General features: G+C 66.9%; 24 protein-coding genes and 1 tRNA gene. 17 read left to right on the top strand and 8 right to left on the bottom strand.

Annotated elements, in window-relative coordinates; all coding sequences use genetic code 11:
* Window positions 1–29: 29 nt before the first annotated feature.
* Both WJT74_RS09315 and WJT74_RS09310 read right to left on the bottom strand, forming a co-directional pair.
* Complete coding sequence (locus WJT74_RS09315) at window positions 30–506, bottom strand: hypothetical protein (RefSeq protein ID WP_343344036.1); 477 nt, start codon at window positions 504–506, stop codon at window positions 30–32.
* 57 nt (window positions 507–563) lie between these two features.
* Window positions 564–2,120: a TIGR00341 family protein gene (locus WJT74_RS09310; protein WP_343344033.1), complete on the bottom strand. Its 1,557-nt coding sequence runs from the start codon at window positions 2,118–2,120 to the stop codon at window positions 564–566.
* 140 nt (window positions 2,121–2,260) lie between these two features.
* Between WJT74_RS09310 and WJT74_RS09305 the strand changes: the two genes are divergently transcribed.
* A complete protein-coding gene (locus tag WJT74_RS09305) occupies window positions 2,261–2,878 on the top strand; it encodes a hypothetical protein (RefSeq protein ID WP_343344030.1) in 618 nt (205 codons plus the stop codon).
* A 60-nt stretch (window positions 2,879–2,938) separates the two neighbouring features.
* On the opposite strand, the gene WJT74_RS09300 is transcribed toward WJT74_RS09305, so the two are convergent.
* A complete protein-coding gene (locus tag WJT74_RS09300; RefSeq protein ID WP_343344028.1) occupies window positions 2,939–4,837 on the bottom strand; it encodes an autotransporter domain-containing protein in 1,899 nt (632 codons plus the stop codon).
* Between the two features lie 219 nt (window positions 4,838–5,056).
* Between WJT74_RS09300 and WJT74_RS09295 the strand changes: the two genes are divergently transcribed.
* Genes WJT74_RS09295 through hslU form a run of 8 tightly spaced genes read left to right on the top strand, consistent with a single transcriptional unit; the run spans window position 5,057 to window position 10,709 of the window.
* The gene (locus WJT74_RS09295) at window positions 5,057–5,650 is read left to right on the top strand and encodes a glycoside hydrolase family 108 protein (RefSeq protein ID WP_343344026.1); all 594 of its coding nucleotides are present in this window, start codon (window positions 5,057–5,059) and stop codon (window positions 5,648–5,650) included.
* Window positions 5,614–6,090 carry a hypothetical protein gene (locus WJT74_RS09290; protein ID WP_343348270.1) on the top strand — a complete coding sequence of 159 codons (477 nt, stop codon included), beginning with the start codon at window positions 5,614–5,616 and terminating at the stop codon, window positions 6,088–6,090. Before WJT74_RS09295 ends, WJT74_RS09290 begins: the two co-directional genes overlap by 37 nt.
* Window positions 6,087–6,467: a hypothetical protein gene (locus tag WJT74_RS09285; RefSeq protein WP_343344023.1), complete on the top strand. Its 381-nt coding sequence runs from the start codon at window positions 6,087–6,089 to the stop codon at window positions 6,465–6,467. Before WJT74_RS09290 ends, WJT74_RS09285 begins: the two co-directional genes overlap by 4 nt.
* Window positions 6,457–6,681 carry a hypothetical protein gene (locus WJT74_RS09280; RefSeq protein WP_343344020.1) on the top strand — a complete coding sequence of 75 codons (225 nt, stop codon included), beginning with the start codon at window positions 6,457–6,459 and terminating at the stop codon, window positions 6,679–6,681. Before WJT74_RS09285 ends, WJT74_RS09280 begins: the two co-directional genes overlap by 11 nt.
* 60 nt (window positions 6,682–6,741) lie before the next feature.
* On the top strand, window positions 6,742–7,698 hold the full coding sequence (locus tag WJT74_RS09275) for an alpha/beta hydrolase (RefSeq protein WP_343344017.1): 957 nt from the start codon (window positions 6,742–6,744) through the stop codon (window positions 7,696–7,698).
* Window positions 7,699–7,716: 18 nt separating this feature from the next.
* Window positions 7,717–8,259 carry an ATP-dependent protease subunit HslV gene (gene hslV / locus WJT74_RS09270; protein ID WP_343344015.1) on the top strand — a complete coding sequence of 181 codons (543 nt, stop codon included), beginning with the start codon at window positions 7,717–7,719 and terminating at the stop codon, window positions 8,257–8,259.
* Between the two features lie 54 nt (window positions 8,260–8,313).
* Entirely contained in the window at window positions 8,314–9,354 is a 1,041-nt protein-coding gene (locus tag WJT74_RS09265; RefSeq protein ID WP_343344013.1) for an FAD-dependent oxidoreductase, read from the top strand.
* Between the two features lie 32 nt (window positions 9,355–9,386).
* Complete coding sequence (hslU, locus tag WJT74_RS09260) at window positions 9,387–10,709, top strand: ATP-dependent protease ATPase subunit HslU (RefSeq protein WP_343344010.1); 1,323 nt, start codon at window positions 9,387–9,389, stop codon at window positions 10,707–10,709.
* Here the strand turns inward: hslU and WJT74_RS09255 are convergent.
* Window positions 10,689–11,411, bottom strand: a complete 723-nt coding sequence (locus tag WJT74_RS09255; RefSeq protein ID WP_343344007.1) for a TIGR02117 family protein — start codon at window positions 11,409–11,411, stop codon at window positions 10,689–10,691. The two genes, hslU and WJT74_RS09255, sit on opposite strands and share 21 nt — an antisense overlap.
* Before the next feature lie 135 nt (window positions 11,412–11,546).
* Between WJT74_RS09255 and WJT74_RS09250 the strand changes: the two genes are divergently transcribed.
* The gene (locus WJT74_RS09250) at window positions 11,547–12,107 is read left to right on the top strand and encodes a fasciclin domain-containing protein (protein WP_343344005.1); all 561 of its coding nucleotides are present in this window, start codon (window positions 11,547–11,549) and stop codon (window positions 12,105–12,107) included.
* 150 nt (window positions 12,108–12,257) lie between these two features.
* On the opposite strand, the gene WJT74_RS09245 is transcribed toward WJT74_RS09250, so the two are convergent.
* A tRNA-Pro gene (locus tag WJT74_RS09245) sits at window positions 12,258–12,334 on the bottom strand.
* A gap of 192 nt (window positions 12,335–12,526) precedes the next feature.
* On the opposite strand from WJT74_RS09245, the gene yajC reads away from it, so the two are divergent.
* The 7 genes from yajC (at window position 12,527) to ligA (ending at window position 20,849) form a co-directional block, all read left to right on the top strand.
* Entirely contained in the window at window positions 12,527–12,853 is a 327-nt protein-coding gene (yajC, locus tag WJT74_RS09240; protein ID WP_343344002.1) for a preprotein translocase subunit YajC, read from the top strand.
* Window positions 12,853–14,487: a protein translocase subunit SecD gene (gene secD, locus WJT74_RS09235; RefSeq protein ID WP_343344000.1), complete on the top strand. Its 1,635-nt coding sequence runs from the start codon at window positions 12,853–12,855 to the stop codon at window positions 14,485–14,487. Before yajC ends, secD begins: the two co-directional genes overlap by 1 nt.
* Window positions 14,488–14,503: 16 nt before the next feature.
* Window positions 14,504–15,466 (top strand): protein translocase subunit SecF, encoded by a 963-nt coding sequence (secF, locus tag WJT74_RS09230; protein WP_343343998.1) that lies wholly within the window; start codon window positions 14,504–14,506, stop codon window positions 15,464–15,466.
* 75 nt (window positions 15,467–15,541) lie between these two features.
* On the top strand, window positions 15,542–16,336 hold the full coding sequence (locus tag WJT74_RS09225) for an outer membrane protein assembly factor BamD (protein ID WP_343343996.1): 795 nt from the start codon (window positions 15,542–15,544) through the stop codon (window positions 16,334–16,336).
* A gap of 67 nt (window positions 16,337–16,403) precedes the next feature.
* Window positions 16,404–18,056 (top strand): DNA repair protein RecN, encoded by a 1,653-nt coding sequence (gene recN, locus WJT74_RS09220; RefSeq protein WP_343343994.1) that lies wholly within the window; start codon window positions 16,404–16,406, stop codon window positions 18,054–18,056.
* Between the two features lie 22 nt (window positions 18,057–18,078).
* A complete protein-coding gene (locus tag WJT74_RS09215) occupies window positions 18,079–18,810 on the top strand; it encodes a dienelactone hydrolase family protein (RefSeq protein ID WP_343343992.1) in 732 nt (243 codons plus the stop codon).
* On the top strand, window positions 18,807–20,849 hold the full coding sequence (ligA, locus tag WJT74_RS09210) for an NAD-dependent DNA ligase LigA (protein ID WP_343348157.1): 2,043 nt from the start codon (window positions 18,807–18,809) through the stop codon (window positions 20,847–20,849). The genes WJT74_RS09215 and ligA overlap by 4 nt, the downstream gene beginning before the upstream one ends.
* 36 nt (window positions 20,850–20,885) lie before the next feature.
* Here ligA and WJT74_RS09205 read toward each other — a convergent pair whose 3' ends face one another.
* The 3 genes from WJT74_RS09205 to WJT74_RS09195 all read right to left on the bottom strand — a co-directional run bounded on the left by WJT74_RS09205 (window position 20,886) and on the right by WJT74_RS09195 (window position 23,167).
* Window positions 20,886–21,464: a septal ring lytic transglycosylase RlpA family protein gene (locus WJT74_RS09205; protein ID WP_343343990.1), complete on the bottom strand. Its 579-nt coding sequence runs from the start codon at window positions 21,462–21,464 to the stop codon at window positions 20,886–20,888.
* A gap of 105 nt (window positions 21,465–21,569) precedes the next feature.
* Entirely contained in the window at window positions 21,570–22,460 is an 891-nt protein-coding gene (locus tag WJT74_RS09200) for a 50S ribosomal protein L11 methyltransferase (protein ID WP_343343988.1), read from the bottom strand.
* The gene (locus tag WJT74_RS09195) at window positions 22,457–23,167 is read right to left on the bottom strand and encodes an SDR family NAD(P)-dependent oxidoreductase (protein WP_343343985.1); all 711 of its coding nucleotides are present in this window, start codon (window positions 23,165–23,167) and stop codon (window positions 22,457–22,459) included. The genes WJT74_RS09200 and WJT74_RS09195 overlap by 4 nt, the downstream gene beginning before the upstream one ends.
* Window positions 23,168–23,191 lie beyond the last annotated feature (24 nt).

The raw sequence follows: 23,191 nt of genomic DNA, 5'->3' as shown, positions 1-23,191 counted from the left end.
TTTGGGTGGCGACAAGGTCTAGGCCGAGCTCAACGCAGCACACCCCGCTTGGTCATGGCGCGGGCGTAGAGGAAGGTGGCGATGGTCACGGCCCAGATGATAATCGTGAACATCATCGCGCCGCCGGTGCGGATGCTGTCGGGCATGTCGGCGATGCCGAACTGATAGACGGTCGATCCGGCCAGACCGATCAGCGCGACCGCGAAGGACCAGACGGCGTAACGGCTGCGCAGGAGGATCAGGATCGAGCCGACGAGCGCGCCCCAGACGCCCAATGCCCAGAAGGCTTCGGACCAGGCCGGGAAGCTGTTGAAGTAGATCAACTGTTCTTCGGTGAAGTTGGCGAGGTAGGCCTCGTTCCGGGTCTGGGTCATCGTATAGTCGAACGCGCCACCCGCGTTGAAGACGAGTGTCAGGGCGCCGACCGCCCACAGATGCCAAGGTGTCGATGGCGCAAGGCCCGAGCCGGTGGCGGTTTCCCTGGACGTGACGATGCGATCGGTCATTGCTTCATTCCCCTGCTGTGCGTCGCCGCGCGAAGATGCGCGCGTCGGGGCACCGCGTCAATTCGAGGGGATGGACCAGCGGATCGAGACAATCTGGTCATCTTCGGGGTTCGAAGGCGCGGCAGGGGCATCGGCCGCGTCGGCAAGCGTCACGTCGCTCACCCCTTCCTGATCGAGCGCGCGGCGGACGGTATCGGTCGCCTCGGCCGGTCCCGCGAGCGTGAGGCCGAGATCGCGGCGGCGCGCTGCCCAGGCAGCGAGGAACAGCGCGTCGGGATCGGGTTCGCCCGCCTCGTCGATGGCGACATCGGGTATCGGGCGCAGCGGCGGGACGAGCTCGACCGACCAGCCGGGGGTCTGGCCGGCGATGCGGGCTTCGAGCTGACGGTAGGCGGCCAGCGTGGCACCCTCGATCGGGCGGGCGACGACGCGGGCGCGGCGCCGTTCGCGATCGATGCTGACCGCATCGGGCGAGGTGCCAGCGACCACGGCCAGTTTCTCGGTGAGCGTGCCGATATGGCGGCGGGTCGCCTCCTCGGTGGCGCGGCCGCGTGCGGCGGCGAGGGCGGCCTGCTGCGCCTCGTCGTCGTTCACGTCGACCTGGAACTGCGAGATCTGCAGCGCGACGGGCACGCCCAGCTGGCGGCTGAGGAGGCGTTCGGCATCGGCCTCCGCATTCTCGCGGATGTCGGGGGTGAGCATTACGGCGCTGATGGTCAGCGGCTGCGACTTGAAGTTGGGTTCGACCTGATCCAGCACCGCGCGCTCGTCGAACTGGGCGGTGATGGCGTCGGTGATGAGCCGCTGGGCGCGGGTTTCCCAGGCGATGTTGGTGAGCGAGATGGTGAGCGGCACGGCGAGCGCGAGGAGCGCCGCGATGATGATCGCGCTCTGGATCCAGCCGCGCTGCTTGGAGAGGGTCGAGCGGAAACCGTAGAGCCGGCACATGAAGGCGGTGGCGGCCGCGATGGTGACGAGGTTGGTGATGAAGAGCATCAGCGCCCCGCCGAACACCGCCCCGTTCCACGTCGCGAGACCGAAGCCGACGACCGCGAGCGGCGGCATGAGCGCGACGGCGATGGCGACCCCGACGATGGTGCCCGACCGCCCGCGGATCATCGCGTAGGAACCCGCAAGACCGGAGAAGAGCGCGACGGCGAGATCGAGCAGGCTGGGGTTCACGCGGCTCGCGATCTCGGGCGTCATGGTCTGGATGGGGCTCAGAAAGGAGATGAGCGCGGCGAGGAGGATGGCGGCCAGCGTGCCGACGAAAAGCGTGCGGGCGGAATCGCGCATCCACTTCACGTCCCAGATCGCGAGCGCGAAGCCCGCGCCGATGATCGGGCCCATCAGGGGCGACAACAGCATGGCGCCGATGACGACCGCGGGCGAGGAGAGGATGAGACCGAGGACGGCGATGCCCGCCGACATGCTGGTCATGAAGACGTAGCGGCCGCCGAGTTCGCATTCTTCTTTCACCCGCGCGACGGCGGCCAGCTGGTCGACGCCTTCGGCCAGTTCCTTGCGCCACCACCGGCGCGCGCCCGCGAGAAGACGAAGTCGATCGCTGAGCTTGCGGGGCTTGGAACCGGCGGGGGGCGGCATGGCGGTCATGGTCGGGGGGTTCTTAACCCGCCGTCGAAGGCGCGACAATCGGGTGCGCGCGGAGGGGCGGGGGCTTCGGGGTTTGCGGCGCGGAGGCGATGCCGAGATGGCGGCTTGGCGATCGGGGTCCGGCTTCCTAGATTGGAGGGATGAAACAGACCGCCATGCTGCTGCCGCTCCTCGTCCTGTCCGCCTGTGCGCGAACCGAGGCCGTGACCGACGACGATCTCGAGGAAATCGAGGAAGTACCGTCGGCCAACATTCCGCTGGCCGAAGAGGCGGACGACGGGCCCGATGCCCTGCCGACCAACGCAATGAGCTGGTCGGCGGTAGGCGATGCGGTGCAGCTGGGATCGGACCTGAGCGGCCCGGCGCTCGAAATCGCCTGTGCCGACAACGACCAGGGGATCGTGCTGACGCGCTACGGCGTCGAGGGCGACGGCAGCGCGGGAACGCTGACCGTCGTCGGGAACGGAGCGAGCGCGCGAGTACCCGTGGTGGCCGCAGCCGGGGCGCAGGAAGGCGAGTTCAACTGGACCGCGACGCTGGCGCGGGGCGAGCTGGCGAGCAACATCCGCACCTCGTTCCAGCCCGACGAGCCGGTCAACATCACTGCGACGGGCGTCGATCCGATCGTGATCGCCCCCGCCCAGAACGTCCGCGACCTGCTCGACCGCTGCGTCGGCGGCACGACCGATCGCCCGACGTCGGGACAGAGCGACGCCGACGTCCTTCGCGAAGGCGTGGAAGAACAGAACGCGCAATAAGAAACGGGCGGCGGAGCTGAAGCCCCGCCGCCCGTCCTCGGATCGCTTGGAAGCTCCGGCTTAGAAGCCTAGGCTGAAGCCGACTTGTGCACCCGCGTCGTTGCCGTCGTCGCGGCCGACCGACAGCGAGGCGGCGGCATTGACGTTGACCGCGTTCGACAGACGTGCCGAGAAGCCGCCCGAGAACCGGCCCGTGACATCGTCCTCGGCGTCCAATGTCGTGAAGCTGTTGACGATCGTGGGGCTGGAGGTCTGCGCGAAATTGTAGGTCCGCGCGTCGCCGTCGAATTCCTGTTCGGCAACGAGCTGCGCCCAGGGACGGACCTGTACGCCATACCCCGCGAAGTCGCCGCGGATCTCGAGGCCGAGCTGACCGCGCAGCGAGCGATAGTCGACGTCGCCGACGGTGAGGTTGAGGGCGGGATCGCCGCTTTCGGTGTAACCGTCCGCGCTGATGTCGGCATAGTCGACGCCGACGATGGGGCCGACGCGCGCGCCCGCGATATTGGCGAGATAGCCGAGCTTGCCGCCCGCGAAGACCATGTCGGCATCGGTGCCGCCGGTGAGGGTCAGGCTTTCGATGACGCCGGTGCGGGTCAGGTCGTAGCTGCCGGTGCCGTAGCCGCCGTGGCCTTCAACGAAGATCGGGCCGATCGCGAACGCGCCGTAGACCGCGCCCGAAATGCTTTCGCCGTCGACGTTGCCGCGGAGCGGACCATAATCGCCTTCGGGCTTGCCGTAACGACCCGCGATGCCGAGCATGGCGTTGCCGAAGCCGACTTCGAGCCCTGCGCTGACGCCCGCGCCGTTCATGCGGAATTCGTCGGTCGTCTGGGTCATGAGCGAGGTGCGGGTGAAGCCGTCACCCTGGACGTAGACGCGCAGCCCCTCGGCGAAGTCCCCGTCGCGCGGCGCGCCGCCGGCGAGACGGTTGTTGACGAGGCGGTTCATGTGCTGCGCCTCTTCCATCGCGAGGTCGGTCGGACCGTCGAGGAGCAGCGGCGCCTGAAGCTGCGCGGCGACGTAGGCGGCGATGACATCGAAGCCCGCCGAGGTGAGGTGGACCGCGTCGCCGTAATAGACGAACTGCTGCGCCGCGCTGCTGTCGAGGGCGCAGAGCAGCGACGACGTGTCGCCCGCCGCGGCCGCGGCGAGATCGAAGGTCGGGCAGTTGAGGCCGCTGAAGCCGAACTCGCTCAGATTCTGTTCGATGTTCACGCCAACGAGGTCGAGGTCGAGATAGTGGACGAGAACGCCCTGGCTGGCGAGGCTCGACAGGACCGGGGTGACGCCCGCGACATAGGCATCGTTGTAGGCCGTGCGCACCGCTGCGGCGGTGGCGGGATCGGCCTGACCCGCGACTTCGGGAAGGTTGGCGGAGTTTCCGCCGATCCAGCTGATGTTCTGCGCACCGGCGGCGGCGACCGCCCGGAGCGCCTGCGTGGCACCCGCGATGCTGCCCTGCGCGGCGGCGGCGGCACCCGCGACGTTTCCGCCGAGGAGCTGGTATTCGCGGCTGTCGTTGCCGCCGATGTTGAAGGTCACGAGGTCGTTCGGACCCAGCGTGCCGGGGACCGAGGGAAAGACGTCGGGGACGCCCGGCAGGCCGAGGTTCCCGCCCGCCAGGAAGCTGGCAATCTGGAAATCGAGGCCGGGGAGGCCGGCGCTGACATTGTCGCCGTCGGCCTGCGCGCCACCGATGCCGAAGTTGTAGATCTCGGCGTTGAGCAGTTCGCCCAGCGTGTCGGTATAGACGGTGCCGTCCGAGAAGCGGCCGTTGGTGTAGATCACGGTGCTGATCGGATTGATGCCGCCCAGTTCGAAGGCGTTGCCGTTGTCGGTGTAGCTGTCGCCGAAGACGTAGATGCGGTCGATGCGCTGTGCCTGCGCGTCGTCGGGCATGGCGACGGTGGCGAGCACGCCGAACATCGTGGCGGTAAGCAGATGGGTCTTGGTCATGTGGGTTCCTCTCCCTTGCGGACGCGCACGTCCGCCCCTTGAACAGGTGCGGGAGAATGCCGCCGAGCGCGAAGCAACACAAGTGTCAGTAAAGCCACAACGAGGGGTGTTTCGACGAACGGTGGGGGTACAGTTCGCGAACGATGAGGGAGAAAAACCTGTCCTACAGATTACCTATATGGTTATAGAAGACCGACTCGGGAGGACAGGAGCAGCGTCATGCGACCATTGCAATTCGCCACGCCGGAAGGGCGGCTGGCTTTTCTCGATCGGCTGATCGACGGGCTGATCGACCGCGAGGGCGATTATGTGAACCATCGGGACGACCGCGGCGGGCCGACGCGGTTCGGGATCACCGAGAAGGTCGCCCGCGCCCATGGCTATCGGGGGTCGATGGCCCTGCTGCCGCGCGAGGACGCGCGCGCGATCTACAAACGGCTGTTCTGGCATCGGCCGCGCTACGACGCGGTGGCGGAGCGGGCGCCGATGATCGCGGCGGAACTGTTCGACACGGGGGTCAATATGGGGCCCGCGGTGGCCTCGACCTTTCTGCAGCGGGCGCTGACCGCGCTCAACCGGCAGGGAACGGATTATCCGGACCTCGTCCCCGACGGGAAGATCGGGACGAAGACGCTGGCCGCGCTCGACCGCTTCATGGCGATGCGCGGCGATGCGGGGGGCGAGAAGGTGCTGCTGCGCGCGCTGGAGGCCTTGCAGGGCGAGCGGTATCTGGCGTTGGCGGAGAAGCGGCCGGCCAACGAAAGCTTTCTTTATGGATGGCTGGCCAACCGGCTGGGCCCGATCGAGGAATGATCGGCGACTGGATGTTCCGGCGGCGCGACGGAAGCAGGCGCTGGCCGATGGAGCGGGCCTCGGTCGCGCGCGGCGGCGCGCCGGCAGAGGCGCCCTGCCCGGAGCCGACGCCGCGGGTGGTCGTCAACGCCGGACCGTGGACCGCGCGCGATTGGCGAGCGATGATCGCGCTGTGGGCGTCGATCGTCGGGGCGGGGGTGATCACGCTGCTGCTGATCTGGACGGTGCGAATGGTGCGGCGGATCGGCATCGAGGTGCCCGGGCTGATGGCGATCGCACTGGATGGCATCGTCGGCTTCACCTACGGTCTGCTCGTCATCCTGGGTGCGATCCTGTTGTCGCTGGGACTGGCGATCAATCGGCGCAGCTTTTCCGCCAAGGCGTTCGGGGCGAGCATCGAAGCGTCTGGCGGGGCGCAGCATCCGGACGATCCCGCATGAGCGGCTGGTGGCGGGGCGTGAACCCCGTCGTCGGGATCGTGCTGGTGGCGGCAGCGCTGCTGGTCGCGGGAGCGGTGGTGCCCTGGTGGTGGCAGGCGCATCAAAAACGGGTGGCGGAAGCGAAACTGGGGCGAGCGGAGACGGCGTCGGCGCAGGCCAGCGGACGCGAGGCGGTCGAAATCGTCGGACGTGCGCAGGGACGCGAGGCGGCGGACGGCGCTGTGACGCGCGCCAATGAACGGGAGATCAGGAATGCCGAGGGAGCGGACAGGGTGGTCGATGATGGTGTCCATCGCGCTGGGCTTGACGGGTTGTGCCGGCGGGCGGCCTATCGTGACGGCGAGCGGTGCCGACTGCGCGGGGCTGGTGCCGAGTGAATGGCGCACGGGGGTCGCGGGAGCGGACCTGCCGCCCGAGGAGGCGGTAGTCGCCGACTGGGTCGCATTTGGGGATGCGCAGACCGGCAAGCTCGATATCGCCAACGGACGGATGGCCGATGCGATGAGCATCGTCGAGACGTGCGAGGCGAACGGACGCGCGGCCGTCGAGAAGGCCGGTCGCGGCGGGCTGCTGGGGCGGTTGGGGCTGTAGGCGACGCTGCGGCGACGGCGATATTTGTTCGCACGCGCAGCACTTGCTAGGTTTCGATCCATGCCGTTGACGCGCTTTCGTCCCCGCCTTCCCACGTCGCCGCCGTTCCAGCGGCGCGCGCGTCGCTTTGCGCGGCGGGTAGCAGCGGTGGGGGAAAACAGTCTCTACGCGCTCGACCGCGTGGGCATATCGCCGGTGCGGCTGCTCGACAGGGCCAGCAAGGCGCGCGAACCGCGCAACGTCGTCCGGCAGCGCGCGCACGGCGTGGCCTATGGCGCCCATCCGCGCCAGCGGCTCGACGTCTATGTCCCGGTGAAGCGCGGCACGGTGCCGCTTCCCATCGTCGTGTTCTTCTATGGAGGCGGCTGGGTGCGCGGGCACCGCAGCGAGTTCGGGTTCGTCGGGCGGGCGCTCGCGGCGCGGGGCTACCTGACGGTCATGCCCGACTATCGGCTGGCGCCCGAGCATCGCTTTCCCGCCTATCTGGAAGACGGGGCGCTGGCGCTCAGATGGGCGGTCGAGCATGCCGCCGAACTGGGGGGCGATGCGGAGCGGATCGCGGTCGCGGGCCATTCGGCGGGCGGGCACTTGGCCGGACTGCTCGCGCTCGACGGACGCTATGTCGAGGCGGCGGGGCTGGCGGGAGACGCGATCAAGGCGGCGGCGATGATATCGGCGCCGACCAATTTCCTGCCGTTCGTCGATCCGCGCGCGATCGCGGCGCTGGGCAATCACGAACCGCCGCACGAGACGCAGCCCTATCATTTCGCCCGGGGCGACGCGCCGCCGCTGTTGCTGCAGCACGGGACGGCGGACGTCATCGTGCGGGCGCGGAATGCGCAGCAGCTGCATCGCAAGATCGAGGCGGCGGGCGGGCGGTCCGAGCTCAAGCTCTATCGCCACGCCAGTCATTCGGACCCGGTGAAGGCGTTCAGCCCGATGTTCGGGGGCCTGCCGGTTCTGGACGACCTGCAGGCGTTTCTCGACAGCGCGCTCGGCTTGCACGACGGGCCGTAGCGCCCCACATCGTCTTGCATGAGCGACAAGATCAAGATGCACGGAACGACGATCCTCGGCGTCAAGCGCGAGGGCAAGACGGTGATTGCGGGGGACGGACAGGTCTCCCTCGGCAATACGGTGATGAAGCCGAACGCGACCAAAGTTCGCCGGCTCGGCAAGGACGGCAAGGTCGTCGGCGGGTTCGCGGGCGCGACCGCCGATGCCTTCACCCTGTTCGAGCGGCTGGAGAAGAAGCTCGAGGAACATTCGGGCAAACTGCTGCGGGCGGCGGTCGAGCTGACCAAGGACTGGCGCACCGACAAATACCTCCGCAACCTCGAAGCGATGATGATCGTGGCGGATGCCGAGACGATGCTGATCGTGACGGGCAACGGCGACGTACTGGAGCCCGAGGGCGGGATCGCGGCAATCGGGTCGGGCGGCAATTACGCGCTGGCGGCGGCGCGGGCGCTGTCGGATTACGAGCAGGACGCCGAGAAGCTGGCGCGCAAGGCGATGGAGATCGCCGCCGAGGTGTGCGTGTTCACCAACGACCGGCTGACGGTCGAGACGGTCTGATCGGTTCATCGAACGCAGGTTGGCGTTCAGGTGCCGGCGGGTAACAAGCATCCGATGGACCGCCGCACCTTTCTGACCGCTTCGGGATCGAGCCTGCTGCTCGCGGGATGCGCGGGCGGGGTCGCGCTCGATCCGCGAGCGGACTGTCGGCCCGTCGCCGATCTTTCGGATGGCCGCTTCCTGCGCGCGACGGCGGGGCTTCGACCCTTTCGAAACGAAGGGTTCGTGGTCGAGCGGCAGGCGGTGGGCGGCACGACGATCGTTCACAACTACGGGCATGGCGGCGGCGGAATTACCCTGTCGTGGGGATCCTCGACGCTCGCCACCGCACTGGCGCCGCGCGGCGTGCCGGTCGCCGTGATCGGTGCGGGGGTGATGGGCCTGACGAGCGCGCGATTGCTGCAGGAACGCGGGCAGGAGGTGACGATCTACGCCGCCGAACTGCCCGAAGCGACGACGAGCTGGGTATCGGGCGGGCAGGTGAAGCCGACGGGGATCGGGCGACGCTATTCTCCGGAAAAGCAGCAACAGCTGATGGCCGCGATGGCGATTTCGTGGGAGCGGTTCCAGTCGCTCGTCGGATCGCGGTTCGGGGTCCGATGGCTGGATACGTTCGAAGCCGCTCGCGGGTCACGGACGCAGCTGGAGGAGCAGTATTTTCCGATCGTGCACGAGGCGAACGGACTGAGACGGTTCCGGACCATGTACGTCGAGACGCCGCGCTATCTCGGCGAACTGCTCGCCGACTTCCTCCGCGACGGGGGCCTGATGAAGGTGCGGCGCTTCGCTTCGCTCGACGAGGTCGCGGGGCTGGACGAGCCGGTGGCGATCAACTGCGCGGGCATCGGGGCACGGGCGCTGGTGGGGGACCGGGATCTGGTTCCGATCCGCGGACAGCTGGCGCTGGTGGAGCGGCAACCGGGGCTCGATTTCGCCTACAATCTGCCGGGCGGCTACCTGTTCCCGCGCGACGATGCGGTGCTGTTGGGCGGCACCTACGAGCGGGGCGAATGGTCGCGCGACCCCGATCCCGCGACGATCGCGCGGATCATCGAGGGGCATCGCGAGGTACTGGCGAACCGCTGCTTCACTTGAAGCATATCGGGGTTCGCCCCACCTAGGCGGGCATGAACGAACATATTCCGATTACGAAGGCGCAGCCGCTCACGCCCAAGGCGATCGTGGCGGCATTGGACGAACATATCATCGGCCAGAAGGACGCGAAGAAAGCGGTCGCGGTGGCGCTGCGCAATCGCTGGCGGCGGCAACAGCTGGGGCCCGAGCTGAAGCGCGAAGTGACGCCCAAGAACATCCTGATGATCGGGCCGACGGGGTGCGGCAAGACCGAGATTTCGCGGCGGCTGGCGCGGCTGGCCGACGCGCCGTTCGTGAAGGTCGAGGCGACCAAGTTCACCGAAGTCGGCTATGTCGGACGCGACGTCGAACAGATCGCCCGCGACCTCGTCGAGGAAGCGGTGCGGCTGGAGCGCGAGCGGCGGCGCAAGAAGGTCAAGAAGGCGGCCGAGGAAGCGGCGATGGAGCGATTGCTCGACGCGCTGACCGGCAAGGGATCGAGCGAGGCGACGCGGGCCAGTTTCCGCGAACGGTTGAAGGACGGCAGCCTCGATACCGCCGAGGTGGAGATCGAGGTGGTGGAAGCACCGTCCTCGCCCTTCGACGTGCCCGGACAGGGCGGGATCGGAATGATCAACCTAGGCGACATGATGAAAGGCCTGGGCGGCAACGTTCCCAAGAAGAAGCGCAAGCTGAAGGTCCCGGCGGCCTACGAACGGCTGGTCGACGAGGAAGCCGACAAGCGGCTCGACGACGACGACGTCAATCGGGCGGCGCTGGAGGATGCGGAGGCCAACGGGATCGTCTTCCTCGACGAGATCGACAAGATCGCGGTGAGCGACGTGCGCGGCGGATCGGTGAGCCGCGAGGGCGTGCAGCGCGACCTCTTGCCGCTGATCGAGGGCACGACGGTGGCGACCAAGTACGGGCCGTTGAAGACTGACCACATCCTGTTCATCGCGAGTGGAGCCTTTCATGTCGCGAAGCCGAGCGACATGCTGCCCGAGCTTCAGGGCCGTCTGCCGATCCGCGTCGAGTTGCGCGCGCTGACGAAGGAGGACTTCGTCGCGATCCTGAAGGATACGCGCGCGAGCCTGACCCACCAGTATCGCGCATTGCTGGGCACCGAAGACGTGAAGGTGGATTTCACCGACGAGGGCATCGACGCGCTGGCGCAGATCGCCGCCGACGTGAACGAGAGCGTCGAGAATATCGGCGCGCGGCGGTTGCAGACGGTGATGGAGAAACTGCTCGAGGACATCAGCTTCGAGGCCGAGGAACGCGCCGGCGAGACGGTGACCGTCGATGCCGCATTCGTCAAGGAACAGCTCGCGGGGATTGCGGGCGATACCGACCTATCGCGTTACGTCCTCTGACGGGTTGCGATAGCGCCACGGCAGGCCCTGTGCGAACGGGGACCAGGCGCTGGTTTCGACCCCCGCCAGGCGCAGGCGGCTGGCGACCCACTGGTTGCAGGTCATCAACGCGCTGAACCCGCCGCGCCCTTCGTAGAAGGCATCGCTGGCATAATAGCCGTCGGTGTCGAGGCGCAAGGGGCGACCCGTGCCGCCGAGATCGAAGCTGGCCCGGACGGCTTGGTAGAGGCGGCGATATTCTTCGGGTCGAAGGCGGATCTCGGCCGCCGCGAAGCGCCCGGGCGGGGGGACGTACTGGACGTGCATGACCCGGTCTCCGTCGACCAGCGCGGCCAGCGCGACGCCTGCCGACAGGTCGGACCACCGTTCGGACGTCGTGTAGACCCCGCGATCGCCCGCCCCGATCATCACGTGACTGGCATTGGCCCATGCGGGGTCCGCGAAATCGCCGGGCGGAAAATCCTCGCGCCAATCGAGCCCTTGGGCGACGACGGGGAAGGCGATGTCGAGGTGGACGCCGTTCGAGACCAGCCAGATCGAGGTGCCCGTGTCGGCCTCGTCCCAATGGCTGTTAAGGGGCAAGAGGCTGCCGATCAGCGCGGCGAGCAGGTAGAGAGTCGGCGGACCGAGCAGGATCAGCGCGGCGATCCGCGCCCAGCGGGAGCGTCCGGATGCGCGGCGGCGTCGGCGTCGGCGGGTCATCCTTTTCCTATCCCGAATGACGGGCGCGAAGTCGAGGCTCGTGCATCCGCAGCGGTGCGGGGAACGGGAGCGTCGTTCCGATCATTGTCAGCCTGAAGCCAGATAGGGTCGGATGGACGACATAAGGAACCCGCGATGAAAATGCTGACGATCCTCGCCGTCGCGTCGAGCCTCGCGCTGGTGGCATGTGCAGGCGAAGAGGCCGATCCGGCCGAAACCGACACGACCGCCGAACAGACGGGTGCAGAGGATGATGCCGGGGGCGGCGACATGACCCCCGACGCCGTCGACGTGGTCGAGGCGGCGAGCGCCAACGACAATCTTTCCACCTTCCTCGAGGTGGCGGTGGGCGCCGGGATCGGCGAAACGCTGGCGCAGGCCGACGGAATCACGATCTTCGCGCCGATCAACCAAGCGTTCGACAATGTCGAGAACCTCGACACGTTGCGCGAGAACCAGGAACAGCTGACCACGATCCTCGAGCGGCACGCGGTGTCGAACCGCTACCTGTCGGGCGATATTCCCGAGGGCGAGACCGAGTTGGAAACGCTGTCGGGCGAGACTCTGACGGTCATCAACAACGATGGCCTCATCCGCGTGCGCACGGCCGCGGGCACCGAGGCGATGGTGGTCGAAGCCGATATCGAGGGCGACAATGGCGTCGTCCACGCCATCAATACCGTTCTCGCGCAATAGGCCCTCCACGCCCTGCGCGAACGACTGACGGTCGCTCCCCACGAGGGGGCGGCCGTATTTTTATCTAAAGCGTGGGAGGCGCATGGCGACATCCGTCGGAGCTTTTTCGCGCGACCGTCCCCCGGACGGTCGCCACTTCTGCGAAAAAGCTGGTCGGGGAGACAGGATTCGAACCTGCGACCCCCACACCCCCAGTGTGATGCGCTACCAGGCTGCGCTACTCCCCGACCCGGCCCGCGCACTTCAAGGGTGGCGCGAGCACGAGCGGGGCCTCTAGCGCGCTCGTCCCCACCACGCAAGCCGCTTGGCAACCACGCCTTTTGCGTGATAGGCGCCGCCGCGACTTGCAACCCGGGGGGAGGCGCACGATCTAGTCGATCGGGGCGCCGGTTTCACCGGCCTTTTCACGAGAGCATTCCATGACCGATCTCCTCGTCGCCGCAGCCGCACCGTCGGGCACGGCCGCCTTCTTCATCCAGATCTTTCCGCTGATCCTCATCTTCATCATCTTCTGGTTCCTGCTGATCCGTCCGCAGCAGAAGCGGATGAAGGAACATCAGGCTCAGATCGCGGCGGTCAAGAAGGGCGATCGTGTCGTCACCGGCGGCGGGCTCCTGGGCAAGGTTGTCAAGGTTAGCGACGACGAGGTCGAGATCGATCTCGGCGGCGGCCAGAAGGTCCGCGCGGTCAAATCGACGCTGACGCAGGTGATCGATCCCAAGGCGGCCACGGCGGCCAACGACTGATGCTCGATTTTCCCCGCTGGAAGGTCTTTTCGATCTGGGCGATCATCGCTGTCGGCATCCTGCTGGCGGTGCCCAGCCTGCTGTCCGAACGGCAGATGGAAGCCTATCCCGACGCCCTGCCGTCGGCACGGATCAATCTGGGGCTCGACCTCGCCGGCGGGTCCTATCTTCTGCTCGAGGCCGACGCGGTCGACCTGCAGGCGCAGCGGCTCCAGAACATGGAGGATGCGGTCCAGTCCGAACTGCGCCGCGAGGACCCGCGGGTCCGCATCGGCAGCATTTCGAGCGAAGGCGGGCGGCTGTCCTTCATGGTCCGCGAGCCCACGCAGGTCGACGAGGCGGTCGAGCGCTTGCGCGCGATGACCGAGCCCGTCGGGCTTAGTGGCGAACGCGACTGGAACGTCAACGTCGTCGATTCGACGCGCATCGTGCTGACGCCGACGCCGGGCGGCGACGTCCGCGCGCTGGAGGAAGCGGTCACGGTGGCGCGCGACGTGGTGCGGCGGCGCATCGATCCGTCGGGCACGCGCGAAGTCACCGTTCGTACGCAGGGCGAGAACCGCGTGCTCGTGCAGGTCCCGGGCGTCGAGGACCCCGAGGCGCTGAAGGACCTGATCGGTCAGACGGCGCGGTTGGAGTTCAAGCTGGTCAATTACGAGGCCAATCCCACCAACGTGAGCCAAGGCCGCGCGCCGGTGGGGAGCGAGATCTTCCCCTATCCCGACGCGCCCGCCGGCATTCCCTTCGTCGGCTATGGCAACGAGGATGGCATCCCGCGCATCGCGCTGGAACGGCGCACGATCGTTTCGGGCGACCAGCTCACCGATGCACAGCAGAGCTTCGATGAGAACGGTCAGCCTGTCGTATCGATCACGTTCAACACGCAGGGCGCGCGCCGCTTCGGTCGGGTGACGCAGGAGAATACCGGCGAGCCGTTCGCGATGGTGCTCGACGGCAATGTGCTGTCCGCGCCCAACATCAACGAGCCGATCCTTGGCGGGCAGGCGCAGATCAGCGGCAATTTCACGGTCGACAGCGCGGGCGATCTCGCCATCGCCCTGTCGTCGGGCAAGCTGCCGGTGAAGCTCAACGTGGTCGAGGAGCGGACGGTGTCCGCCGACCTTGGCCGCGATTCGATCGAGAAGGGCGCGCTGGCGAGCCTGGCCGCGACGCTCGCGGTGCTGGTCTACATGCTGATCACCTACGGGCGGTTCGGTCTCTATGCCAATGCGGCGCTGGTCGTGAACGCGTTCCTGATCCTGGGGGTGATGGCGGTGTTCAACGCCACGCTGACCTTGCCGGGGATCGCGGGCTTCGTGCTGACGATCGGTGCGGCGGTCGACGCGAACGTTCTGATCAACGAGCGCATCCGCGAAGAGATGCGGCGCGGGCGCAAGACGCTGGATGCGATCGATCATGGCTACAAGGAGGCCAGCACGGCCATCTTCGATGCGAACATCACCAACACGATCGCCGCCGCGATCATGTTCTATTTCGGATCGGGCCCCATTCGCGGGTTCGCCGTGGTGCTGCTCATCGGCATCATCACCTCGGTATGGACCGCGGTGACCTTCACCCGGATGCTCGTGACCCTGTGGGTCAAGAAGAAGCGTCCCAAGACGTTGCAGATTTGAGCAAGCGAGAACCATCATGAAATTGCTCAAGTTCGTCCCCGACAACACCAACATCGACTTCATGCAGTTCCGCAAGATCGCGATCTGGATCACGATGCTGCTGGCGGTCGCGGGCTTCGCGCTGACGTTCACGCGTGGTCTCAACCTCGGCATCGATTTCGTCGGGGGACAGTCGGTGCAGGCCGACTTCAGCCAGCCGGTCGAGATCGACGAATTGCGGTCGAAGGTGAACGGCCTCGACCTCGGCGAAGCCTCGATCCAGGAGTTCGGGGATCCGACCACCTTCCGCATCCGATTGCCGCGTCCCGAAGGCGACGAGGCGGCGGCGAACGCGGTGGTGACCGAACTGCGCACCATGCTGGAGGCCGAATATCCCGGCGTCGACGTGGGTTCGGGCGAATCGGTATCGGGCAACGTGTCCGAAGAACTGGCGATGGACGGCACGCTGTCGATCGTGTTCGCGATGATGGGGATCGCGGCCTACATCTGGATCCGCTTCGAATGGCAGTTCGGGGTGGGGGCGCTGGCGACCCTGTTCCACGATATCGGGCTGTTGCTCGCCTTCTTCTCGATCACCCAGTTGCAGGTCGATCTCAACATCGTCGCGGCCTTCCTGACGGTGGTCGGCTATACCTTGAACGACACGGTCGTGATCTACGACCGCATCCGCGAGAATCTGCGCAAGTATCGCAAGATGGGGATCGTCGAGCTGATCAACCTGTCGCTGAACGAGACGCTGTCGCGCACGATCACCACGTCGGTTGCGTTGCTGCTGGCGATCGGGGCGTTGCTGGTGTTCGGGCCGCAGGTGATCTTCGGGCTGACCATCGCGATCTTCCTGGGGCTGTTCATCGGGACGTACAGCTCGATCTATATCTCCGCGCCGCTGCTGGTGTTCCTCGGCGTGACGCCCGACAGCTTCGTTCATGACGAGGACACGTCGGTGAAGGAAAAACGCGACGACGGCGCGGTTGTCTAGGGCCGGTCGGCGCCTTGGAAAAACAGGAACGTGCGACACTTGGCGCGGCGCGACACAAAGGGTAGGTTGGTTTTCATGGTCAAAAAGCATTTCATCCGGGGCCTGATGGCCGCCGCCTGCATCCTGCCGCTCGCCGCCTGTGCGGGCGGGGGTGGATCCGCCGCCAATCGCGCGATCGACACCAACTATGTCGCCCGCGACGTCAACACGCTCTATACGCTGGCGAAGGAAAACCTCGACCGCGGAAGCTACAGCCGGGCGGCGCTGGTCTTCGCCGAGGTCGAGCGCCAGCATCCCTATTCGATCTGGGCGCGGCGTGCGCAGCTGATGGGGGCCTTCGCCCACTATCAGGCCAACGATTATGCCGAGGCGATCGGCGCGGCCAACCGCTTCCTGGCGATCCATCCGGGCAACAAGGACGCGCCCTACGCCAACTATCTCATCGCGATGAGCTACTACAACCAGATCGAGGACGTCAGCCGCGATCAGCGCATCACCGAACAGGCGCGCGACGTGTTCGGCGAACTGGTTCGCCGCTACCCCAACAGCCGCTACGCTGCCGATGCGCGGATCAAGATCGACCTCGTCAACGACCAGCTGGCGGGCAAGGAAATGGAAGTCGGGCGCTTCTATCAGGACACGCGCCGCTGGATCCCCGCGACGATCCGCTTCCAGAACGTGGTCGACGACTACCAGACCACCGCGCACGTTCCCGAAGCGCTGCACCGTCTCGTCGAAAGCTATCTGGCGCTGGGCGTCACGACCGAGGCGCAGAAGGCCGCAGCGGTGCTGGGTGCCAGCTATCCCGACAGCGAGTGGTACGAGCGCAGCTATCAGTTGATGCGGCGATACAACGCCGACCAGACGTAGGGCGATCGACGGCGCGCTCTTTTTTACGCGCATGACGTCTCCGAAAATTCGCGATAGGTAGAGGTCGATGCTCACCCGGCTCGCCATCCGCAACGTCGTGCTCGTCGAGAAACTCGCGATCGAGTTTCAGGCGGGGCTCGGCGTGCTGACGGGCGAGACGGGGGCGGGCAAATCCATCCTGCTCGACAGTCTCGGACTGGCGCTCGGCCAGCGGGCCGATGCGCGGCTGGTCCGCGACGGGGCCGAGGAGGCGAACGTGACCGCCGAGGTCGAGGTGGCACCGGGCCATTCCGCCTTCGGCACGCTAGAGGAAGCAGGGGTGGAAGCCGATCCGGGCGAACCCTTGCTGCTGCAACGACGATTGAAGGCGGACGGCGGTTCGTCGGGGAGACTGATGGGGCAGGCGGCGCCCGCGCGCGTGATGCGCGAGGTCGGCGAGACGCTGGTCGAGATTCACGGGCAGCATGCCGATCGCGGGCTGCTGGATGCCGGGTCGCACCGGGCGATGCTCGATGCGTTCGGTCAGCTCGATACCCGATCGGTCACCGCGCGGTGGGAGCGTCTGTCGACGCTGCGCCGCGAACATTCCGAACTGAAAGGGAAGGCAGAGGCGGCGGCGGCGGATCGCGAATGGCTCGACCATGCGATCGAGGAGATCGACGCGCTGCATCCCGAAGCGGGCGAGGAAGAAGAGCTTGCCGAGCTTCGCCAGCGGCACAAGGATGCCGCGCGCATCGAACATGAACTGGCGGACCTCGAGCCGCTGCTGTCCGGCGGCGACGGGGCCTTGTCGCAGATGCGGCAGGCGGCACGCGCCTTCAGCCGGGTGCACGACGTCCATGACGATTTGGCCAAGGCGCTGGCGGCGATCGACCGCGCGATCATCGAGGCGGACGAGGCGGAGCGACTGTTCGAGCATGCGAAGGCCGATCTGGTCCACAATCCCGAGGTTCTCGACGATGCGGAGGAGCGGCTGTTCGCTCTGCGTGGCATGGCGCGCAAGCACCGGACGACGGTCGACGAGCTTCCTGCGCTGCTGACGGAATTGAACGACCGGCGCGAGGCGATCGAGACGGGCTCGCAGCGATTGGCGGAGATCGAGTCGGCAATCGTGGTTGCCGAAGCGGCGTACGACGAGGCAGCGGACGCATTGTCGGCAGCACGCGAGGAAGCGGCAGCGCGGCTCGATGCGCGGGTCGCGGACGAGCTGGAGCCGCTCAAGCTGGGGGCGGCGCGGTTCGTGACCGAACTCAGCCCCGCCGACGCCGGCCCGCAGGGGATCGACCGCGTCGAGTTCACCATTTCGACCAACCCCGGATCGCCGTTCGGCCCACTGGGAAAGATCGCGTCGGGCGGCGAGCTGTCGCGCTTCCTCTTGGCGCTGCGCGTTGCGCTCGCCGAGGTTGGCGGGGCGGGGACGATCATCTTCGACGAGATCGATCGCGGCGTGGGGGGTGCCGTCGCCAGCGCCATCGGCGAGCGGCTCGCGCGGTTGGCGGACAAGCATCAGGTGCTGGTGGTCACACACTCGCCGCAGGTCGCTGCGCGGGCCGCACATCATTATCGCATCAGCAAGACGGTCGATGACGGCGTGACCCGCACGACGGTCGAGAAGCTCGACGAGACGGAACGGCGCGAGGAGATCGCACGTATGCTTTCGGGAGCCGCGATCACCGATGAAGCCCGGGCGGCGGCAGCGAAACTGATGGAGGCGGCGTGAAGCCGCGAGGAGAATTCAAGCGATGAACCACACCGAACTCGAGCACAGCCATGACGGCCGCGATCTTCTGCACCTCGCGATGGACGACGGATCGGGACAGGCCCGGCCGGGCGTCGTCATTCTGCCGAGCTTCCTCAACCGTGGGCCGGTCGAGCAGGACTACGGTCAGCGGCTCGTCGATCTCGGCTATTCGGTGCTGGCGGCGGACACGATGGGCAAGGACAAGCTCGGCCTCGACGGGGGCGATTCCGACGACAAACAGACCGCGATGGACACGATGAACGATCTGATCGCGGACCGCGGCACCTTCGTGAAGCAGCAGCAGGCGATCCTCGAGTTCGCCAAAAAACTGGACAGTTTCGATGCCGACAAGGTCGCGGTGATGGGCTTTTGCTTCGGCGGGCTGTGCACGCTCGATCTTGCGCGGTCGGGCGCGGACTTCCAGGTCGCCGCGAGCTTCCACGGACTGTTGAAGGTGCCCAATTTCACGACCGAGAAGGTCAAACCCAAGGTCGCGGTCTTTCATGGCTGGGACGATCCGATGGCACCGCCCGCCGATGTCGTCAGCCTCGGCCAGGAACTGACCGAGCAGGGCGCGTGCGACTGGCAGATCCATGCCTATGGCGGGGTCGGCCACGCCTTTACCAACCCGCAGGCCAGCAAGCTCGACATCGACGGCGTGGCGCACGACGAAACCGCCGCGACGCGCAGCTGGGACAGCTTCTGCGACCTGATCGAGGCGACGCTGCGATAGTGGACGCGAGCCGCCTCACCGAAGCGGAGGCGGCCAACCGGCTGATGCGGTTGGCCAAGCAGATCGCCAAGGCCGATGCCGCCTATCACGACCGTGACGATCCGATCATGGACGACGCGGCCTATGATGCGTTGGTCGCGGAGAACCGCGCACTGGAAGAGGCCTTCCCCGATCTCGTTCGAGAGGACAGCCCCTCGAAGCGGGTCGGGCATGTGCCCTCCTCACCCCTGTCGAAGGTCGCGCATGCCGAGCCGATGCTGAGCCTCGACAACGGGTTCGCCGACGATGACGTGCGCGAGTTCGTGGCGCGGGTGCGGCGGTTTCTGAGCCTCGATGCAGAAACGGAGGTCGCGCTGACCGCCGAACCGAAGATCGACGGCCTGTCCTGTTCGTTGCGGTACGAGAAGGGGACTTTGGTGCTGGCGGCGACGCGGGGTGACGGAACGGTCGGCGAGGATGTGACGCCCAACGCGCGGACGATCGCCGACATCCCGCAGCATCTCGAACATGCGCCCGACGTTCTGGAAGTCCGCGGCGAGGTCTACATGGCGAAGGACGACTTCGCGGAGCTGAACGCGCGGCAGGAAGAAGCGGCCGGCAAGATCTTCGCCAATCCGCGCAATGCGGCGGCGGGGAGTTTCCGGCAGAAGGATCCGGCAGTGACGGCGGCACGGCCGCTTCGCTTCTTCGCGCACGGCTGGGGCGCGATTTCGGACGTTCCTCACGATACGCAGGCCGATATGGTCGCATGGTTCGCGCGACTGGGTTTTCCCATCGCCGATCACTTCCAGCGCTGCACGAGCGTGGATGCTGCGTTGGCGGTCTATAGGGCGATCGGCGAAGCCCGAGCGGGGCTGAGCTACGATATCGACGGCGTGGTCTACAAGGTCGACCGGCTCGACTGGCAGGCGCGGCTGGGCAAGGTCGCCAAGGCGCCGCGCTGGGCGCTGGCGCACAAGTTTCCCGCCGAACAGGCTGAAACCACACTCGAAGCCATCGACATCCAGGTTGGGCGTACCGGTAAGCTGACGCCCGTGGGGCGGCTGACGCCGATCGGCGTGGGCGGCGTGATCGTGTCCAACGTCACGCTTCACAATTTCGACGAGATCGACCGGCTGGGGGTGCGCCCGGGCGACAAGGTGCGCGTCCAGCGCGCGGGCGACGTCATTCCGCAGATCGTCGCCAATCTGTCGGGCGGAGCGGGACGGGATCCCTATCCGCGCCCCGAGACCTGCCCGATCTGCGACAGCGAAGCGGTCGCCGAGGAAGGCGAGGTCGACATCCGCTGTACCGGCGGTCTGGTCTGCGACGCGCAGCGGTTCGAACGGTTGAAACATTTCGTCAGCCGCGGTGCGATGGACGTGGACGGACTGGGTGCCAAGACGCTGGAGGATTTCCTCGCCCGTGGGTGGGTCGAGAAACCGTCGGACATCTTCACGCTGCGCGAGCGCCGCGACGATATTCTCGCGCTGGAGGGCTGGAAGGAAAAGTCGGTCGACAATCTCTTGGCGGCGATCGACGCGCGGCGCGGGTTCGACGCCGCGCGCTTCCTGTTCGGGCTCGGCATCCGTCATGTCGGCAGCGTCACCGCGCGCGATCTGATGAAGGCGTTCGGGACGATTTCGGCGCTGATGGAAACGGCGGGGGCGGAAGATGCGCTGGCGCAGCTGTCGGCGATCGACGGGGTCGGCGATGTCGTGGCGCAGGCGGTCATCGACTTCTTCCACGAACCGCACAATCGCGAGGAGGTCGAACGGTTGATCGAGCGAGCGGCTCCTGCGCCTTACGCGGTCGAGGTGGCGGAAACCGCATGGTCGGGCAAGACCATCGTTTTCACCGGCAAGCTCGAAAGCGTGAGCCGCGACGAAGCCAAGGCGCAGGCCGAACGGATGGGCGCGAAGGCGGCGGGCAGCGTGTCGGCGAAGACCGATCTGCTGGTCGCCGGACCGGGCGCCGGATCGAAGCTGAAGAAAGCCGAAGAGCTCGGCGTGCAGGTGATGAGCGAGGAGGAGTGGCTGGCGGAAGTTTCTCGCGCCTGATGTCGCATCGCCGTATCCGGCGGCGGCTGGCGAGGCTTAGCTGATGGTGCGGATCGTGACCGTGCCGTGACCGCTGGCGATCATGCCGATCTTTTCCGCGGCGCCGCGCGACAGGTCGATGGCGCGATTTCCGTGGAAGGGGCCACGATCGTTGATGCGTACGGTGACGGTCTTGCCATTGGCGGTATTGGTCACCTCGACCATCGTGCCGAAGGGCAGGGTGCGATGCGCGGCGGTCATCGCCGACGGATCGAACCGTTCGCCATTGGCGGTCGGGCGGCCCGCGAAACGCGCGCCGTAATAGCTTGCGCCCACGGGGGTCAGCGCGGCGGTATCGACGACCGCGGATGCGGTTTCTTCCTCGTCCGCCGCGAGGGTCGAGAAATCGACCGGGACTGCGTCGGCGGGCATGACGTCGCCGGAGCGAAGCGTCAGTTCGTGCGAAAGGATGTCACCGGCGTCAACGGGCTCGGCCGGTGCGAAACCGGCGACCGCCATGGCGGGAACGCTGGCGTAGATCGCGAGGCGTGTGCGACGACGCGGTCCGCCTTCGGCGCGCTTGAAAAGGCGCTTGAAGCGGTCGCGTTTGCGGAGCTGGATAGTCGATTGGGTCATTGCGGCGTGGGTCATACCCAACCAGCGGGTCGCCGCAAGCTGCCGTTCCGATTTTGCGTATGACCGGTTCGCCCTGTGCGACGAACCGAGTTTTCGGGCGGAAAATTAACCTTTTTCGAGCGTTAATACTCGCCATTCTCCAAATTCCGACTCCGTTCCCGTCACGCCATGTTTGGCGTAGGTGGCTGCGACGCGCTCCGCCTGGCTGTCGAGTAGACCGGAGAGAACCAGCGTCCCGCCATCGGCCAGCGCACCGGACAGGCCGGGGGCAAGATCGACGAGCGGCCCGGCCAGAATGTTCGCGATCAGGAGGTCGAACGGCTTGAGCCGCGCGAGCAGCGGGTGGCCGAGGCCGCGGGCTTCGAGCAGCAGCACACGTCCCGCGCCTTCCGCGACGGGAATATGATTGAGCGAGGCATTGGCCTCCGCCGTCTCGATTGCGACGGGGTCGATGTCGCTGGCAACGATCCTCGCACGGGGCCACAGGCGATGCGCGGCAAAGGCGAGGAGGCCGGTGCCGGTGCCGATGTCGGCGATATTGGAAAATCTCTTGCCCGCCGCTTCGAGCCGGTCGAGCGCTTCGAGGCAGCCCGATGTGGTGGCGTGCTGCCCGGTCCCGAACGCCAGTCCCGCCTCGATCGTGAAGTCGATCACTCCCTCGGCATCGTCGGGGGGATAGCGCGGGGTGTGGACGTGGAAGCGGCCCGCCCGAATCGGTTCGATCCCCGTCTGGCTGAGGGTGACCCAATCCTCGTCGTCGAGCCGCTCGACGTAAGGATCGCCTCCTTCGGTCATCCGCGACAGAATGACGAGCGCCTGCGGTTCGGGCTCATGTTCGAAATAAGCGTGGAGCCGCCATTGTTCGGGCGCGTCGGGGTCGGGCTCCTCGACGACGAGAACGGGTTGCTCGCCGCACATCGCGAAGACGAGATCGCCTTCCGCCGCGATCCGTTCGGCTTCCTTGCGGGTGCAGGCGGACGTGGCGCGGTAGGTCATCGCACGAAACTCGCGCCGTTGGCGTCGATGATCGCGCCGGTCGCACTGGGCGGGGCGTCGGTCGCCAGCCACCGGATCGTTTCGGCGATCTCTTCGGGCTGGGCCACCTTGCCCAGCGGAATATCATCGAGCAACTTCGCGCCGCCGCGGCTTTCCAGATAATCCTCCGCCATGCCGGTCATGGTGAAGCCCGGACAGACGGCGAATGCGAGAATATTTTCGCGGGCGTAGCCGCGTGCGATCGTCTTGGTCATCGCGATCATGCCCGCCTTGGCCGCGGCATAATGCCAGTGCCTGGGCGAATCGCCACGATAGGCGGCGCGGCTGGCGACGTTGACGATGCGGCCCGGCGAGTCGCCATCGCGGCTGCGGAAATGACTGATCGCATGGCGGCAGAGATCGGCCGAGGCCTTGAGATTGATCTGGTGGCTGCGATCCCAGACCGCGTCCCATTCCTCGTCCGAGGCCTTGTCCTCCACCGGTTCGAACACGCCCGCATTGTTGACGAGAGCGTCGATGCGGCCGTCGAGCCGGTCGAACGCGGCTTCCCACAGGTGCCGCCCGGCGGTGGGGTCGGTGAAGTCGGCCTCGAGCAGATCGTCGTCGCCCGACGTGGACTGGCCCGCGACGGTATGACCCCGTTCACGCAGCAGCGAGAGTGTGGCCGCGCCGATCCCGCGGCTGGCACCGGTGAGGAGAATGTTCATGCCCCGCCCTAACGCGCGGTGACG

This window comes from Sphingomicrobium sp. XHP0239, from assembly GCF_039555325.1.
Lineage (GTDB): Bacteria > Pseudomonadota > Alphaproteobacteria > Sphingomonadales > Sphingomonadaceae > Sphingomicrobium > Sphingomicrobium maritimum.
Note: the sequence above shows the minus strand (reverse complement) of the source record. Positions and strands in the feature narration are given on the sequence as shown.